Source organism: Nocardia sp. NPDC003726 (assembly GCF_053586955.1).
Window position 1 is genome coordinate 91097 of record NZ_JBSFNF010000006.1, and the last position, 16948, is coordinate 108044.

A 16948-nucleotide genomic window follows, 5' to 3' on the forward strand; every position below is an offset into this window, starting at 1 on the left:
TACGCCCGGTACGCAGACAGGTAGCTTGAGGAATTGATGGCTGACAACGAGGGCACGCCCACCCAGACGACCGACACCCCGGCCGTGGAGCAAGTCGCCGACGCGTCGGCCACGGCCGAGGCAACGAACGGCGGCGCGCAGACCGACATGTCGGTCGCCGAGCTGCGTGAATGGCTGCGGCGCTGGGTCGCCGAAGCGACCGGGCAACCGATCGAGCAGATCACCGTGGACCGGCCGATGGAGGAGTTCGGGCTCGCCTCGCGGGACGCCATCGCCCTCGGCGGGGACATCGAGGAACTGACCGGCGTGCTGCTGAACGCGACGATCGTGTACCAGCATCCGACCATCGCCGCGCTGGCCGAGCGGATCATCAACGGCGAGCCGGAGGCGCCGGAGGAAACCGAGGACGACTCGTTCTACACCGCGGGTTACCGCCCCGGCGAGGCGCACGACATCGCGATCGTCGGTTTGTCGACGCGGTTGCCCGGCGCGGGCGACACCCCCGAGTCGACGTGGGACTTCCTTATCGGCCGCGGTGACGCGATCCGGGAGCTGCCCGAGGGCAGGTGGGAGGAGTTCACGGGCGACCCGATGGCGGCCGAGGCGATCGCCAAGGGCAACACCCTCGGTGGTTATCTCGACCAGGACGTCGTCAAGGGCTTCGACGCGGAGTTCTTCGCGATGTCGCCCCTCGAGGTGGAGCGCGTCGATCCGCAGCAGCGCCTGATGATGGAGCTGACCTGGGAGGCGTTAGAGCACGCCAGGATTCCGGCCAGCCAGCTCAAAGGCGAGTCGGTCGGCGTCTTCATCGGCACCTCGACCAGCGACTTCATGCTGATCGCCGCGCTCGGTCTCGGCACGGACGACCCGTCCGCGCCCGCTTCGGCCGCCGCGTACGGTTTGACCGGCAGCTCGTCGTCGATCATCCCGAACCGCATCTCCTACTTCTACGATTTCCGCGGCCCCTCCGTCGCGATCGATACCGCGTGCTCGTCCACGCTGGTCGCCGTGCACCAGGCGGTGCGCGCGCTGCGCAGCGGTGACGCCGATCTGGCGCTGGCAGGCGGCGTGAACATGCTGCTGGCGCCGATGGCCACGCTCGGCTTCGACTCCGTCGGCGCGGTCGCGAAGGATGGCCGGATCAAGGCGTTCTCCTCGGATGCCGACGGCATGGTCCGCTCCGAGGGCGCGGGCCTGGTGGTGCTCAAGCGGCTCGCCGACGCCGAGCGCGACGGCGATCGCATCCTGGGTGTGGTCAAGGGCTCGGCGGTCAACTCTGATGGCCGCTCCAACGGCATCGTCGCCCCGAATCCCGACGCTCAGGCCGATGTGTTGCGTCGCGCCTACCGCGACGCGGGCCTACCGCCGTCCACCGTCGACTACATCGAGGCGCACGGCACCGGCACTGCGCTCGGCGACCCGATCGAGGCGGACGCGCTCGGCCGGGTGGTCGGCCGGGGGCGGGAGGCCGACAAGCCGGTGCTGCTCGGTTCGGCCAAGACCAATTTCGGCCACCTGGAGTCGGGCGCCGGTGCGGCGAGCCTGGCCAAGGTGATCATGTCGTTGCAGCACAACGTCATCCCGCCGAATATCAACTACGCCGGTCCGAGCCCGTACATACCGTTCGATCAGGCGAACCTGAAGGTCGTCGACGAGCCGACCGAGTTCCCCCGCTACAGCGGCAAGGCGACCATCGGCATCTCCGGCTTCGGATTCGGCGGCACCAACGCGCACATCGTCGTCCAGGAGTACGTGGCGGCCGAGAGCCAGGCCCCGTTCTCCGAGCTGGAGTCCCAGCTGGACGAGGACACCGTGGAGGAGACCACCGACGCGGCGGCGGAATCCGAAGCCGGTGACGTCGTGGCCGAGGTGGCGGAAGCCGTCGCGGAGTGGACCGCCGAGCGCACCGACCCGTTGCCGCAGATCCTGCCCGTGTCGGGCTATCTGCCGTCGCGCCGCCGCCGCGCCGCCGCCGAACTGGCCGACTGGCTGGAGTCCGAGGCGGGCGCGCAGACGCCGCTCGCCGATGTGGCGCGGTCGCTGGCCAAGCGCAGCCACTGGCGTTCGCGCGGCGTGGTGCTGGCCAAGACGCACGAAGAGGCGATCGCCGGACTGCGCGCCATCGCGGCGGGCAAGCCGGGGCCCGGCGTCTTCACCGCCGACGCGCCCGCGGCCATGGGTCCGATGTGGGTGCTGGCCGGTTTCGGCGCGCAGCACCGCAAGATGGGCAAGCAGCTGTACCTGGAGAACTCGATCTTCGCCAAGGCCGTCGACGAGGTCGACGAGCTGGTGCAGGACGAGGCCGGGTACTCGGTGCGCGAGCTGTTCCTCGACGACAGCCAGGACTACAACGTCGGCACCTCGCAGGTCGGCATCTTCACCATCCAGGTCGGCCTGGCCGCGCTGCTGCGCGCGCACGGCGCGGAACCCGAAGCGGTGGTCGGCCATTCCATGGGCGAGGTCGCGGGCGCGTACATCGCCGGTGGGCTCTCGCTGGAGGACGCGGTGCGCGTGATCTGCGCCCGTTCCCGCCTCATGGGCGAGGGCGAGCAGATGATCAGCGACGACGACGTGCGCAACATGGCGCTGGTCGAGTACAGCGCCGAGGATGTGGCGAACCTGCTGCCGGAGTACCCGGACGTCGAGGTCGCGGTGTACGCGGCGCCGACCAACACGGTGATCGGCGGTCCGCAGGACCAGGTCGCGGCGATCGTCGCGCGGGTGGAGGCGGCGGGCAAGTTCGCCCGGGTGCTGCAGACCCGCGGCGCGGGCCACACCTCGCAGATGGATCCGCTGCTCGGCGAGCTGGCCGCGGAGCTGGCCGGTATCGAGCCGACCAAGCTGAAGACCGGCCTGTACTCGACGGTGCACAAGGAAGAGTTCTTCCGCGCCGGTCACGACCCGATCCACGACGAGGACTACTGGGTCAAGAACATGCGCCACAGCGTGTACTTCACCAACGCGGTGAAGCTCGCGGTGGACGCAGGGCACACCACATTCCTGGAGCTGGCGCCGAATTCCGTCGCGCTGATGCAGGTGCTCGGCACCACCTTCGCCGCGGGCGTGCACGACGCGCAGCTCATCCCCACGCTCAAGCGCAAGGAGGACGAGTCCGCGGGTGTGATCGCCGCGCTCGCCCAGCTCTACGTGCACGGGCACAAGGTGGATCTGTTCTCGCTGGTCGGTCCCGGCGAGTACGCCGACGTTCCGCGCACCACGTTCGTGCGCAAGGAGTACTGGCCGAAGGTCCAGCTGTCCTCGGGCGGCAACGGCTGGCTTCCGGGTGCGCACGTCGCGCTGCCGGACGGCAGGCACGTCTGGGAAGTGCAGGCGTCCGCGGTGACCGATCTCGCCGGACTCGTGCGTGCCGCGGCGGCACAGGTGCTCAGCGACGTGTCGCTGGGCGCGTCGATCCCGCACGCGCCGATCCCGGCCGCAGGCACGCTCACCACCACGCTCACCCCGCATCCCGGTGGCGCCTCGGTGCAGGTGCACGCCAAGGAGGGCGGCGCCTTCCGCTTGGTGTTCGACGCCGTGGTGACCTCCGGCGCCGCGCTGCCGGAACCCGTTGTGGCCGAGGCGGCGGTCGCCGCGCAGCCGCAGAGCGACGCCGACCTCGAGGTGGTCGAGACCTTCGGCGACCGGTGGGATCCGAACGGCACGCAGAGCGTCGAGGAACGGCTCGCCCTGATCGTCGCGGAGTCCATGGGTTACGCGGTCGAGGATCTTCCGATGGAGATCCCGCTGATGGAACTCGGCTTGGACTCGCTGATGGCGATGCGCATCAAGAACCGCGTCGAGTACGAGTTCGACATCCCGCAGCTGCAGGTGCAGGCCGTGCGGGACGCGAGCCTGCACGAGGTCGGCAAGGTGCTGCGGTACGCGATCGAGCACCGCGACGAGGTGCAGGCGATGGCCGATCAGCAGGCCGCCGACAAGGCCGCAGGCGGTACGGGCGAGCTGGCCGTCGACGCCGATTTCATCGCCACGGCCCGTGCTGCGCTGGCCACCGGCGCCGACCCGGTCGCGGCGGTGACAGGCGCTGCGCCCACGTCGTCGGAAACCACTGCTTCCGAGTCCGATTCGGTTCCCGCGAGCGCGGAGGACGCCGCCGGAGGCGACGCGACTCCCACCCCGCAACCGGTTGCCGAGGCCGCGGCGGTCTTCGGCGCAGGCGCCAAGCCGTCGTCCGCCGACGAGGACGATGTCCCGCCGCGCGACGCCGCCGAGCGCCTGACCTTCGCCACCTGGGCGGTGGTCACCGGCAAATCGGCCGGAGGCATCTTCAACACGCTGCCGATCCTCGACGAGGACACCGCGGAGAAGCTGGCCGCGCGCCTCACCGAGCGGGTCAAGGCCGAGGTCACCGTGGACGACGTGCTCGACTGCGAGACCATCGAGCAGTTGGCCGACATCGTCCGCAACTTGCAGGACAGCGGCGCGGACGTGGACGGTTTCGTTCGTCCGCTGCGAGCGCGCGCGGAGGGCTCGAATGCCGTGCCGGTGTTCGTGTTCCATCCGTCCGGCGGGAACACGCTCGTATACGAACCTCTGCTGAAGCGGCTGCCCGCCGATACGCCGATGTACGGCATGGAACGGGTCGAAGGCTCCATCGAGGAACGAGCCCGCCAGTACCTGCCCGAGCTGCGCAAGATCCAGTGCGATGGTCCGTTCGTGTTGTACGGCTGGTCGCTGGGTGCGGTGCTGGCCATGCAGACCGCGCAATTGCTCCGCGCCGAGGGTGCGGACGTGCGTGTGGTCGGACTGATCGACCTCGCCATTCCGACGCAGGGCGAGGACAACAGCCCCGAGGAGCGGGTGCGCCGGATCGAGCGCTACCAGGCCTTCGCCAAGAAGACCTACGGCGTCGACGGTGAACTGGACCGCGAACAGCTGGAGACGCTGGCCGCGGCCTCCGACGAAGAGCAGTTCAAGATGATCAGCGACCTGATCAAGATCAGCGGCACGAAGATCCCCGGGGGCGTGCTCGAACATCAGCGCACCTCGTGGATCGAGAGCCGTGAGCTCGCCAAAACCCAACCGTCCCAGTACGACGGCAATGTGGTGCTGTACCTCGCCGATCGCTATCACGACGGGATGATCGAGCTGGAGCCGCGCTTCGCCGACCGGCTGCCCAATGGCGGCTGGAACGAATACATCCCGAATCTGGAGGTCGTCCACATCGCAGGCGACCACCTGCAGATCATCGACGAACCGCGGATCGGCAAGATCGGAGCCGACCTGACCGCGAAGCTCGCCGCGATCGAGGCGAAAGGGGCCAAGTGAGCACGACTGCCGAAAAACTCGCCGACCTGCGCAAGCGCCTGGAACTAGCGCAGGAGCCCGCGGGTGAAGCGGGGGTGGCCAAGCGGGCGAAGAAGGGCATCCCCAGCGCCCGCGACCGGATCAACATGCTGCTCGATCCGGGAACCTTCGTGGAAATCGGAGCGCTGGTCCGCAAACCGGGCGATTCCGCCGCGCTCTACGGCGACGGCGTGGTCACCGGGCACGGCCTGGTCGAAGGCAGGCCCGTGGCGGTGTTCTCGCACGACCAGACCGTCTACGGCGGCTCGGTCGGCGAGATGTTCGGCCGCAAGGTCGCCGGGATCCTGGAGTACGCCGCCAAGGTGGGCTGCCCGGTGGTCGGCATCAACGACTCCGGCGGCGCGCGCGTGCAGGAGGCGGTGACCTCGCTGGCCTGGTACGCCGAGCTGGGGCGGCGGCAGGAGCCGCTGTCCGGCCTGGTCCCGCAGATCTCGATGATCCTCGGCAAATGCGCCGGTGGCGCCGTCTACGCCCCGATCAACACCGACGTGGTGGTGGCGACCGAAGAGGCGTACATGTTCGTCACAGGGCCGAAGGTGATCCGGGAGGTCACCGGCGAGGACGTGAGCCTCGAAGAGCTCGGCGGCGCGCGCAGCCAGGCGGAATACGGCAACATCCACCACGTGGCCAAGGACGAGGCGGCCGCGTTCGAGTGGGTGCGCGACTATCTGAGCTACCTGCCGACCAGCTGCCAGGAACTGGCGCCGATCGTGAATCCCGGCTTGGAGCCGGAGATCACCGACACCGACCTGGAACTGAACTCGATCGTCCCGGACTCCGACAACGCCGGGTACGACATGCACGAGATCCTGCTGCGCATCTTCGACGACGGCGCCTTCCACGAGGTCGGCGCTTCGGCGGGACGCAACGTCATCACCGGCTTCGCCCGCGTCGACGGCCGCAGCGTCGGCGTGGTGGCCAACCAGCCGATGGTGTACGCGGGCGCGCTGGACGCCCGCGCCTCGGACAAGGCCGCGCATTTCGTGCGCCTGTGCGACGCGTTCGAGATCCCGCTGGTCTTCGTCGTGGACACGCCGGGGTTCCTGCCCGGTGTGGAGCAGGAGAAGATCGGCGTCATCAAGCGCGGCGGACGGTTCCTGTTCTCCTACGTGGAGGCGTCGGTGCCGAAGGTCACCGTGGTGATCCGCAAGTCCTACGGCGGCGGTTACGCCGTGATGGGGTCCAAGCAGCTGGGCGCCGACGTGAATCTGGCCTGGCCGACGGCGCGGATCGCGGTCATGGGCGCCGAGAGCGCGGTCAGCCTGATCGGAGCCAAGCAGATCGACGCCGCGCCCGAGGACCAGCGCGCGGCGATTCGCCAGCAGATGATCGACTTCTACAACGCCACCGTCGCGACGCCGTGGGTGGCCGCCGAGCGCGGATACATCGACGCGGTCATCGAGCCCGCGGCGACCAGGCTGGAGATCCGTCGTGCGCTACACCTGTTGCGGGACAAAGCTCTTGCCCGCAACCCGCGCAAGCATCACTTGCTGCCGCTGTAGCGACCGGAACACGATCGGGCCGCATCCCCTGGGGTGCGGCCCGATTCGCGTCTCGCCTCTCGAATGATCAGCTGACGGTGGCGGACTCGATGACGACATCGTCGACCGGCACGTCCTGATGCATGCCCGCCGATGACGTGGCGACGCCCGCGATCTTGTCGACCACGTCGGTGCCCTCGGTCACCTCGCCGAAGACGGCGTAGCCCCAGCCCGACGGGGTGGGAGCGGAGTGGTTGAGGAAATCGTTGTCGGAGACGTTGATGAAGAACTGCGCGGTGGCCGAGTGCGGGTCGTTGGTGCGCGCCATCGCGACGGTGTACTTGTTGTTCTTCAGGCCGTTGTTCGCTTCGTTCTGGATCGGGGCGTTGGTGCCCTTCTGGCGCAGCCCGGGCTCGAACCCGCCGCCCTGGATCATGAAGCCGGGGATGACGCGGTGGAAGATGGTGCCGTTGTAGTGGCCGGCGTTCACGTAGTCCACGAAATTGCGCACCGTGTTCGGCGCTTTCTGATCGTCCAGTTCGAGCACGATCGATCCGTAGTTCGTCGAGAGATTCACCTTGGTCATACGCCCCACCTTTCCATTGTGGTCGGCGCGGGTCAGCGGTACGGGGTCGATTCGGCCCTCCGGCGTGAATTTTCTCGCTGGTCGGCACAACATTCTGGCAGTCGGCTCCGAACATACTGAGAACGCGCCATTCCTCCCGGCGGCGCGACGCCCGTGCGGACAGACGGGCGGCTAGCATTGCCAATCGTGCCCGACGCCGCAACCGCTGTTCTGACGAAACCTCCCGCCGCCCCCGCGGTGACCCCGAACGATTTCCGCACCGCCCGGCTCATCGCGCTGGTGGCCGGAGTGCTCGGGGCCTTGTTCGCGCTCGCGACGCCGTTCTTGCCGGTCACGCAGACCACCGCGGTGCTGAACTGGCCGCAGGGCGGGACGCTCGGCAACGTGCAGGCGCCGCTGATGTCGCAGGTCCCGATCGACCTGAAGGCGACGATCCCGTGCGAGACGATCGCCCAGCTACCCGAGCGCGGCGGCATGCTGCTGGCCACCGCGCCGCCGCAGGGTGACCGGGCCGCGCTGGAGGCGCTGTTCGTGCGGGTCTCGGACACCTCGGTGGACGTGGTCGACCGCAACGCGGTGGTGGTGTCGGCCGACCGCAGCCGTATGGGCGAGTGCACGTCGCTGAGCATCACCTCCGACAGCGAACGCACCTACAGCGGGTTCAACGGGCTCACCAGGCAGGTGGAGCGGCCGGTCGAGGGTGGGGCGCCCGGGGCGACCGAGCTGGTCACCGTGCCGGTGGAGGGGCAGCTCAGCGGCGATCTGCGGCCCCAGGTGGTCGGCGTGTTCTCCGACCTGAAGGGCGCGGCGCCCAACGGGTTGTCGTTCGCCATGACGGTGGACACCCGCTTCTCCTCCAGCCCGACCGCGATCAAGCTGGTCGCGATGATCGCGGCGGTGCTGTGCACGCTGATCGCGCTGGCGGCGCTGGCCCGGCTCGACAGCAGTGACGGGCGCGGGCACCGCCGGTTCCTGCCGGCGAACTGGCTGAAGCCGACCTGGGCGGACGGCGCGGTGGTCGGCACGCTGCTGCTGTGGCACTTCGCGGGCGCGAACACCTCCGACGACGGCTACATCCTCAGCATGGTGCGGGTGGCGCCGCACGCGGGCTACATGGCCAACTACTTCCGCTGGTACGGCGTGCCGGAGGCGCCGTTCGGCTGGTACTACTACGTGATCCAGATCTTCTCGGAGATCTCCACCGCCAGTCCCTGGGTCCGGTTGCCCGCGCTGGCCTGCGCGATCCTGTGCTGGCTTGTGATCAGCCGCGAGGTGGTGCCTCGGCTGGGCCGCGGGGTGCGCACCAGCAAGGTGGCGCTGTGGACCGGCGGACTGGTGTTCCTGGCGTTCTGGCTGCCGTTCGACAACGGCCTGCGCTCCGAGCCGATCGTCGCGCTCGGCGCGCTGCTGACCTGGGTGTCGATCGAGCGGGCCATCGCGACCGGACGGCTGCTGCCCGCCGCGGTGTCCGTGCTGGTGGCGGCGTTCACGCTGGCGGCGGCGCCGACCGGCCTGATGTGTGTGGCCGCGCTGCTGGCCGGTATCCGTCCGATGGTGCGCATCGTGGTGCGCAAGCACCGGCAGTTCGCCGCGCTCGGCGCCGGGCGGTGGGGCTCGACGCTGCCGCTGCTCGCGCCGATCGCCGCGGCGGGCGTGCTCGTGCTGACGGCCGTCTACACCGACCAGACCTTCGCCGGCATCCAGGAAGCCAACCGGGTGCGCCAGGTGACCGGGCCGAACCTGGCCTGGTACGAGGACTACCTGCGCTACTACTACCTGTTCGTGGAGACCGTCGACGGGTCGCTGTCGCGCCGCTTCGCCTTCCTGGTGATGCTGCTGTGCCTGTTCACCACCATGCTGGTGCTGCTGCGGCGCAGGCAGGTGCCCGGCATCGCGAGCGGGCCGACCTGGCGGCTGATGGGCGTGGTCTTCGGGACGATCTTCTTCATGATGTTCAACCCGACCAAGTGGACCCACCACTTCGGCGCGTACGCGGGCATCGCGGGTTCGCTGGCCGCGGTCACCGCGGTCGCGGTGTCGGCGAGCGCGTTGCGGGCGCGGAAGAACCGGGCCATATTCCTGGCCGGGTTGCTGTTCGTGCTCGCGGTGGCGTTCTCCGGCATCAACGGTTACTGGTATGTGTCCAGCTTCGGCGTGCCGTGGTTCGACAAGCGGGTCTCCCTGCACGGCTACCAGTCCAACACCCTGATGCTCGTGCTGTTCGGCTTGGCGCTCGCGCTGGTCGGGTGGTACGCGCTGCGGGAGGACTACACCAAGCCGCAGCCGTCGGCCAAGACGGCGCGCGGCAGGCGGATCCGCCGGTTCGCCGCGATCCCGCTGACCGTGGTCGCCGCGCTGATGGTCGCGCTCGAGGTGCTCTCGCTGGTCAAGGGCGCGGTCTCGCAGTACCCGGCGTATTCGCTGGCCCGCTCGAACATCGACGCGCTCGGCGGCAGCACCTGCGGCCTGGCCAACGACGTGCTGGTGGAGCCGGACCCGAACGCGGGCAAGCTGGAGCCGATCATCGACCCGGCGCATCCGCCGACCGATCCGTCCGACCCGCTCGCCGGCGTCGACCCGGTCGGATTCGATCCCAACGGCGTGCCGAACGATCTGTCCGCCGACAGCGTGGAGGTGAAGCCGGGCACCGGTAACACCTCGACCCAGTCGGTCGGGGCCGCCTTCGCCGAGGGGCAGAGCGCGGGCACCGGCGGCGGTCAGGGCGCGCGCGGCGTGAACGGCTCCACCGTCGCCCTTCCGTTCGGTCTCGACCCGGCGACCACGCCGATCCTCGGCAGCTACCAGAACGGCATGCAGCAGCCGGCGAACGTCACGTCGAGCTGGTACCAGCTGCCCGCGCGTTCGGCGGACAAGCCGCTGGTGGTGATCTCGGCCGCGGGCCGCATCCTGTCCTTCGACGACACCGGCGCGATGAAGTACGGCCAGTCGCTGACCGTCGACTACGGCAAGCGGCAGCCGGACGGCAGCGTGCAGAAGCTCGGCACCTACCTGCCACGCGATATCGGCCCGTTCCCGTCCTGGCGCAACCTGCGGGTGCCGCTGGACGAGATCGCGCCCGACGCCGACGCGGTGCGCATCGTCGCCAACGACCCGATCCTGATCGGGGACCAGTGGCTGGCGTTCACGCCGCCGCGGATGCCGAAGCTGCAGACGCTCAACAGCCTGCTGGGCTCCCAGCAGCCGATCCTGCTGGACTGGGCGGTGGGCCTGCAATTCCCGTGCCAGCGTCCGTTCGATCACCGCAACGGCGTGGCCGAGGTGCCCGGCTACCGCATCCTGCCCGACCGCCCGCTGGCCATCAGCTCGACCAACACCTGGCAGGCCGAGGAGTTCGGCGGCGTGCTCGGCTTCACGCAGATGCTGGCCAAGTCGACCACCGTGCCCACCTACCTGAAGAACGACTGGGCGCGCGACTGGGGCTCACTGGAGCGCTACGACCAGTACGACCGCAACGCCGTCCCGGCGAAGCTGGACACCGGCACCGCCACCCGCTCGGGCTTGTGGTCCCCGGGCAGCATGCGGGTGTTCTGACCATTCGTTCGGAACCAGTCCGGCTATCGGGCCGTCGCGCAGGAACGCTGTGCGACGGCCCTTTTCATCACGGATCACCAGCCGTCAGGTTTGTCGGCAGAACTATACACACATAAGTGTGTATAGTTAAGGCATGGCTCGGCTCAATGTCTACGTGCCCGACGAACTAGCTGAACGCGCGCGTGAACGTGGACTGAACGTGTCCGCACTTACTCAGGCCGCGATTCTCGCCGAACTGGAGAAGACTGCCACCTCGGCTTGGCTGGCCGAGTTCGCTGATCGACCGGCGGTCTCCCACGAGGCCACCCTCGCCGCTTTGGATTCGTCTCGGGACGAGTTCGGCAGGTGACCTCTTCCGAACAGATCGTGCTGGATGCCAGCGCGATGGTGGACATTCTCGTGTGCAACGATCGCACGGCCGCCGTGATCGAGCGAATCACGCCAACCGTCATGCACGTCCCGGCGCACTTCGACGCTGAAGTGCTGTCCGCGCTGGGACGGCTGAACCGGGCCGGCGATTTGACCGACACCGACGTCGAGACTGCGCTGAGCCGTCTCGCAGGCGCGCCATTGACTCGCCATCCATTGATGAATCTGACCAAAGGCGCTTGGGCTCGCCGCGCGGCCATCAGGCTGACTGATGCCCTGTATGTCGAACTCGCCGAACAGCTGGACTTGCCGCTGATCACCACGGACGGGCGTTTGGCTCGAGCAGCCTCACGCGCTGAGGACATCCGCGGTATGGCTGAGCGTCGCGAATAGCGGGTGACGTGCCGATACCCGCCGATGTGGCGTTCAGCGAGCCGGCGGCGGGCTAGGTGTCCAGACGCAGGGCCGCCGCGCAGGTTGATCCTGCGCGGCGGCCCTGCCGAGTATTCGCCGGTGCGATGCCGGGCGCTCAGACCTTCAGCCGAAGACCGAGCTCGCGCCGGAGCACCTCTTGCGAAGGGAGGCGGCCGAGCACGCGCAGCACCGCTGGTCGCAGCTCCCGTTGTTCCTCTTCGCTGAGCAGTCCGACAAGATCGCGCAGATCCATTTCATCGAATGCCGTTGTCATGGCAATCAGATTAAGGCCACCGGCCCGATTCGTCCTGCGATGCGTAGCCACAGGTGGGAGCACATTTTCAGACCGGACAACCGGTTTACTGGGAGCTGCTGTCATAGCGCGCCCGCGCGGCGATGACGTCGTCCATGCGGGTCTCGGCCCAGGCTTTCACCGCGCTCATGACCGGCTGGAGGCTGTGCCCCAGCGGGGTGAGCTCGTAGTCGACGCGGACCGGAACTTCCGCGGTGATCCGTCGCTCCACCAGCCCGTCGCGTTCCAGTCCGCGCAGCGTCTGGGTGAGCATCTTGGGGCTCACACCCGCGATGATCCGGTTCAGTTCGCCGTAGCGTAACGGCCCGTCGGCGAGCGCGGCCAGGACCAGGCTCACCCATTTGTCGCTGATCCGGTCCAGCAGTTGGCGGGTGGGGCACTCGGCGATATACGCGTCGTACCGCTGTTTGGCCAGTTCACGGCGTTGCGTCGCGGTCTTCGTCGCCATCGGGAGCACCTCGCTGCCTCTAACGCACTCTCAGGTAACTACTACCCATCAGATAGTAACCAGCTTTAGGTTGGTCGGCAGCAGAGAGGAAGGAACGTCATGCGTGCAGTGGTGGTCCGCCGGCCGGGACCGGAAGCCGTGGTGGAGATCGTGGAAGTGCCGACGCCGCAACCGGGTCCGGGCTCGGTTCGCATCGCGGTCGCGGCGGCGACGGTGAACCCCGTGGATCTGATGGTGCGGGCGGGCGTGGGCGGCACGCCTTTCGCCGCGCCACGCGACCAATGGGGCGTCGGCTGGGACGTCGCGGGCACGGTCGACGCGATCGGCGAGGGAGTGACGGAGTTCGCGGTGGGGCAGGCGGTGATCGGTATCAGCGACCGGCTCGACGTCTCCCTCGGCGCGCAGGCCGACTACGTGGTGCTGGAGGCCGGAAATGTCGCGCCCGCCCCGCTTTCCGTGTCGCCGGTGCAAGCGGCCACCATCCCGCTCAACGGTCTCACCGCGCTCCAAGCCCTCGACGCGCTGGATCTCGCGTCCACCGACACACTGCTGGTGACCGGCGCCGCGGGCGCGGTCGGCGGCTTCGCCGTCGAACTCGCGGCGGCGCGCGGGGTCCGGGTGATCGCGTCGGCGTCACCCGCCGACGAGGACGCGGTGCGCGCCATGGGCGCCACCGATTTCGTTCCGCGCCAAGCGTCCCTGCCGGATGCCGTGCGCGCCATCGTCCCCGGCGGCGTCGACGCCGCCCTGGACGCGGCCGCCCTCGGCCCCGCGACACTCGCCGCGGTACGCGGCGGCGGACGATTCGCATCCGTCAGCGTCCCCAACACCCCGATCCCCTTGCGCGGCACCACCGTGCACACGGTCCTGGTCCGCGCCGACCGCCCCCGACTCGACCACCTCGTATCCCAAGTCGACGCAGGCAACCTAACCCTCCGCGTCGCGGAAACCCACCCCCTCACCGCCGCCTCCGAAGCCCAGAAACGCCTCGCCCTCGGCGGCCTCCGCGGCCGCCTCGTCCTCACCCCCTGACACCCCGCCGCGAGTGGCACATGGCTGTGGCGAATCCACCCGAGAAGCGCTCTCCACCATGTGCCACTCGCGGTCAGCGGATGCGGATGGGGTCGTCGGTGGAGAGGCCGGTGCGGGTTTGGGTTGTGACGTGGATGGGGGCGGGGGCGGCGTTGGGGGCGTAGGGGGTGAAGCGTTCGAGGGAGCCCCAGTCGCGGGTCCAGTCGCGGTCGAGGTAGGTGGGGACGGTTTGGGACTTCAGCAGTAGGCCGGTCCAGCCGAGTGGGCCGCCGCCGATGTCGTCCTGCCAGGCGTTGGAGGCGTCGGAGCCGACCCGGTCGGGCAGGATGCGCCACTGCGGGATCTCACCGACGCCGTCCTTGTGGTCGAACGGCCGCTGGCACGGGAAGGCCAGACCGACATGCCAGTCCAGCAGTACCGGAGCCTGCGATCCGACCACGGAGTTCAGCGTGGCCAGCTTGGGCAGCCGGGGCGGGGTGACGGCCAGCCACTGCTTGGGGGTGATGTCGTTGTCGATCGCCACCAGCCGCACGGCGTTCACTTCGGCGGGCAGCCGGTCCAACGGCACCCGCAGGTTGCGCCAGGACGGCGCGGGGCCGATGTCGAGCGGATCGATCGAGCCGAGCGTGCGCACCTCGCCGTCCGCGCCGCGGACGCCGTACTCCAGGTGCAGTTCCTGCCCGTAGGTGAGCACACCGTCGGCGTCCACCGAGCGGATGCGGCCCGCCGCGGTGATCGCCAGCACCTGGTAGGCGGGGTCGGCGCGCATGCTGTCGGTCAGGTCGAGGCGATACCACTGGGTGGTCAGCTTCGCCTGCTGCTGCTCGCCCTCCTGGTAGCTGCCGAGCACCGGGGTCTTCGCCGGGTCGAGGCCGAACGGCAGCGCGACGGTGCTGCCGTTGAGGCCCGCCTGCTCGGTGGTGCCGCCTCCGGTGCCCGCGCCGGTGGTGTTGGTGGTCTTGTTCTCCGAGTCCTTCTCCACCGAGTTCGCGCCGCCGGTGACCGTTTCCTCGGCGTCGGCGGTGAGGTCGCGCGCCACCCCGTTCGGGGTGAATCCCTTGTTCTGCGCCGACAATCCGTCCGCGGGCGATCCGGTGAAGGGTCGCAGCAGCGAATCGGCGGTGTCGGTCTCGACGAGCACCTCGTTCGCCAGTGCGCACGAATCCCCGCCGACCGATTCCACGTTCGACTTGGTGATCGAGTAGGCCGGGTACTGTGTGGCCGCGGCCTTGGCGAGCGAGGCGACCTCGAAGATGACCAGCAGCGCGGCGGCCACGGTCAGCGGCGCCGAGGCCCATCGGTCGAATCGCCGTGGGCCGCCGCCGGTCTCGCGCCGGTACGGCTCGCGGTAGTGCTGCCAGATGGCGACCAGCAGCGCGAGGCCACTGAGGCCGAGGAACAACGTGGACAGCCCCTTGCCCGCGATCAACGGAGCCTTGTCCCACCACGGGACACCGTAGCTGGACACGTACCACCACCCGTTCGGACCGGTGAAGGTCACGGCGAGCAGGAACAGCACGGCCGCGGCGAACAGCGCGCGGTTGCGCGGCGAGCGAATCCCTGTGGTGCCCACCGCGACCGCGGCGAGGGCGGCCAGCGATCCGGCCAGTCCGGCGTAGACGCCGAAGTGGTGGGTCCACTTGGTGGGGGTGAACATCATCAGGAACAGCGACGCGAACACGATGCCGAGGATGCGCACCGAGGGGCCGCGCGAGGTGCCGGGTATCCGGCCCTTGCGCAGCACTTGCAGCACGCACACGAGCAGGCACAACAGCATCACCAGCACGCCGAACCGCCGCGCCAGCGAACCGTCCGGCGAGAGCATGAGCAGCGAGTCCCAGCGGGTGCGCTCGTCGAACCAGGCGACGTTCGGCCCCACGATCGTGCGCACCCGGGTCGCTTCCAGCACCGTCGCCAAGGTCTGGTCGGCGAAGATCACCACCAGCACCAGCGTGCCCGCGGCGAGGCCGGGGGCGATCAGCGCGGCGAACCGGAACACCGCGCCCGCCCGGGACGACTCCCGCGCCCGCGCGGGGGCGTTCACGGCGGCCGCGGCTGCGGCGGAACCGGCGGCGGCCGCGTCGGCGTCGGGCCCGGTGCGGACCGGGACGGCGCCGCGCGCCCGCTTGATGATGATCAGCAGCACCGGCCGTGAGCCTGCGATCAACGCCGCGATGCAGATCAGGCCGGTGGGGCCGGCCGCCAGTGAGAACGCGGCGATCAGCACGGCCGCCGCGGCGGGCAGCAGCCGTCCGGTCGCGATGGCGCGTTCGATCGAGCACCAGGTGAGCAGCGCGCCCGCCGCGATCAGCGGTTCCGGACGCAGGCCGTTGTCGTAGGGCAGCCAGAACGCGAGGAACACCAGCCCCGCCGTCCACAGCGCCACCTTGTTGCGCCGCACCCGCGCGCCGAGGCGCGGCAGCACCTCCCGGCTGATCACCAGCCAGCAGACCACGCCGGCCAGCAACGTGGGCAGTCGCATCCACAGGCTGGCGTCGGAGATCCGCGACATCCAGGCCAGCACCTCGTAGGACCAGCCGAAGGGGGCCTCGGGCACCGCGAACCAGCGGTAGTAGTTCGCCATGTAGCCCGCGTGCCCGGAGACGCGCGCCATGTTCAGGATGTAGCCGTCGTCGGAGGTGTTCGCCCCGATGACGTGCCACAGCGCGAGCGTGCCGAGCACGACGCCGTCCGCAGGGGTGACCCGCCACCAGTGCGCGGGCAGGAAACGGCGCGGCTTGCGTCCGTCGGCGGTGTCCAGCAGATGCAGTGCGACGAGTGCGATCAGCGTGAACACGGCGGCGGCGATCATGGCGGCCAGCTTCAGCGGCGTCGGCGTGGAGGAGAAACGCGAGTCGATGTCCGCGTGCACCTGCGCCCCGGCGAGCCGATCGGCCGTCAGATCGGTGAACACGCCAACCAGCTGCGGCCGGATGTCCCGTCCGACCGTGGACCGGAACGGTGTGCCGTCCTGCCGGGTCACGCCGGTGAGTTCGGCGGTGGTCGCGGCGGCGGTCGATTCGATGTCGATCGCGGTGCAGGAACCGACCTCGGCCAGCGGGGCCGACAGCAGCGGGATGTCGCGCAGCACCACCGAGAGGACGCCGTCGGCGACCGATACCACCAGGCCCTTGCTCGCCGCCTGGCCGGAGGCCACCGGGACGGTGGACAGCAGCGTGCCGCCCGATCCCAGCTCTCCCGACAGCGCGCAGGGCAGCGTCGCGTGCAGCCGCAGCGGCTCGTAGGACACCAGCGGCGCCGCCACGCTCGCGGCGCCGGACTCGGGCCAGTCCAGGCTCGCCCGGTCCTGCCGCACCGGCAGCAGCGGGGTCAGCAAGGCCAGCAGGAATCCGAGAAGCCCGGAGAGCAGGGCGATCAAGCGGATACGGGTGAACGCTCGAGTAGATCGATCCGGTCGCACGGGGGTT

Annotated in this window: 10 protein-coding genes; 6 read left to right on the forward strand and 4 right to left on the reverse strand. The window is 69.5% G+C overall.

Annotated elements, in window-relative coordinates; genetic code table 11:
- Positions 1 to 36: 36 nt before the first annotated feature.
- Positions 37 to 5286: a polyketide synthase Pks13 gene (pks13, locus tag ACWDMM_RS10410; RefSeq protein ID WP_449937013.1), complete on the forward strand. Its 5250-nt coding sequence runs from the start codon at positions 37 to 39 to the stop codon at positions 5284 to 5286.
- A complete protein-coding gene (locus tag ACWDMM_RS10415) occupies positions 5283 to 6827 on the forward strand; it encodes an acyl-CoA carboxylase subunit beta (protein ID WP_195079697.1) in 1545 nt (514 codons plus the stop codon). The genes pks13 and ACWDMM_RS10415 overlap by 4 nt, the downstream gene beginning before the upstream one ends.
- 67 nt (positions 6828 to 6894) lie before the next feature.
- Here ACWDMM_RS10415 and ACWDMM_RS10420 read toward each other — a convergent pair whose 3' ends face one another.
- Positions 6895 to 7392 (reverse strand): peptidylprolyl isomerase, encoded by a 498-nt coding sequence (locus ACWDMM_RS10420; RefSeq protein ID WP_195079698.1) that lies wholly within the window; start codon positions 7390 to 7392, stop codon positions 6895 to 6897.
- A 186-nt stretch (positions 7393 to 7578) separates the two neighbouring features.
- Here ACWDMM_RS10420 and ACWDMM_RS10425 point away from each other — a divergent pair, with 186 nt between their 5' ends.
- From ACWDMM_RS10425 to ACWDMM_RS10435, 3 genes are all read left to right on the forward strand, one after another.
- Positions 7579 to 10944: an arabinosyltransferase domain-containing protein gene (locus ACWDMM_RS10425; RefSeq protein ID WP_195079699.1), complete on the forward strand. Its 3366-nt coding sequence runs from the start codon at positions 7579 to 7581 to the stop codon at positions 10942 to 10944.
- A 133-nt stretch (positions 10945 to 11077) separates the two neighbouring features.
- Positions 11078 to 11293 (forward strand): type II toxin-antitoxin system CcdA family antitoxin, encoded by a 216-nt coding sequence (locus tag ACWDMM_RS10430; protein ID WP_195079700.1) that lies wholly within the window; start codon positions 11078 to 11080, stop codon positions 11291 to 11293.
- Positions 11290 to 11706 carry a type II toxin-antitoxin system VapC family toxin gene (locus ACWDMM_RS10435; protein WP_357112933.1) on the forward strand — a complete coding sequence of 139 codons (417 nt, stop codon included), beginning with the start codon at positions 11290 to 11292 and terminating at the stop codon, positions 11704 to 11706. The genes ACWDMM_RS10430 and ACWDMM_RS10435 overlap by 4 nt, the downstream gene beginning before the upstream one ends.
- 136 nt (positions 11707 to 11842) lie before the next feature.
- Here the strand turns inward: ACWDMM_RS10435 and ACWDMM_RS10440 are convergent, their stop codons facing one another.
- Positions 11843 to 12001 carry a hypothetical protein gene (locus ACWDMM_RS10440; protein WP_168434190.1) on the reverse strand — a complete coding sequence of 53 codons (159 nt, stop codon included), beginning with the start codon at positions 11999 to 12001 and terminating at the stop codon, positions 11843 to 11845.
- A gap of 85 nt (positions 12002 to 12086) precedes the next feature.
- Positions 12087 to 12488, reverse strand: coding sequence for a winged helix-turn-helix transcriptional regulator (locus ACWDMM_RS10445; RefSeq protein ID WP_195079701.1), 402 nt, complete (start codon positions 12486 to 12488; stop codon positions 12087 to 12089).
- Positions 12489 to 12587: 99 nt separating this feature from the next.
- On the opposite strand from ACWDMM_RS10445, the gene ACWDMM_RS10450 reads away from it, so the two are divergent.
- Positions 12588 to 13520: an NADP-dependent oxidoreductase gene (locus ACWDMM_RS10450; protein ID WP_195079702.1), complete on the forward strand. Its 933-nt coding sequence runs from the start codon at positions 12588 to 12590 to the stop codon at positions 13518 to 13520.
- Positions 13521 to 13593: 73 nt separating this feature from the next.
- Here the strand turns inward: ACWDMM_RS10450 and ACWDMM_RS10455 are convergent, their stop codons facing one another.
- Positions 13594 to 16941 carry an arabinosyltransferase domain-containing protein gene (locus tag ACWDMM_RS10455; protein WP_195079703.1) on the reverse strand — a complete coding sequence of 1116 codons (3348 nt, stop codon included), beginning with the start codon at positions 16939 to 16941 and terminating at the stop codon, positions 13594 to 13596.
- Positions 16942 to 16948: the final 7 nt, after the last annotated feature.

What these genes read in the sequence shown, in the direction of transcription:
- ACWDMM_RS10420 (WP_195079698.1), bottom strand. Translation starts at nt 7,392, where the DNA reads ATGACCAAGGTGAATCTCTCGACGAACTACGGATCGATCGTGCTCGAA.
- pks13 (WP_449937013.1), top strand. Translation starts at nt 37, where the DNA reads ATGGCTGACAACGAGGGCACGCCCACCCAGACGACCGACACCCCGGCC.
- ACWDMM_RS10445 (WP_195079701.1), bottom strand. Translation starts at nt 12,488, where the DNA reads ATGGCGACGAAGACCGCGACGCAACGCCGTGAACTGGCCAAACAGCGG.
- ACWDMM_RS10440 (WP_168434190.1), bottom strand. Translation starts at nt 12,001, where the DNA reads ATGACAACGGCATTCGATGAAATGGATCTGCGCGATCTTGTCGGACTG.
- ACWDMM_RS10430 (WP_195079700.1), top strand. Translation starts at nt 11,078, where the DNA reads ATGGCTCGGCTCAATGTCTACGTGCCCGACGAACTAGCTGAACGCGCG.
- ACWDMM_RS10450 (WP_195079702.1), top strand. Translation starts at nt 12,588, where the DNA reads ATGCGTGCAGTGGTGGTCCGCCGGCCGGGACCGGAAGCCGTGGTGGAG.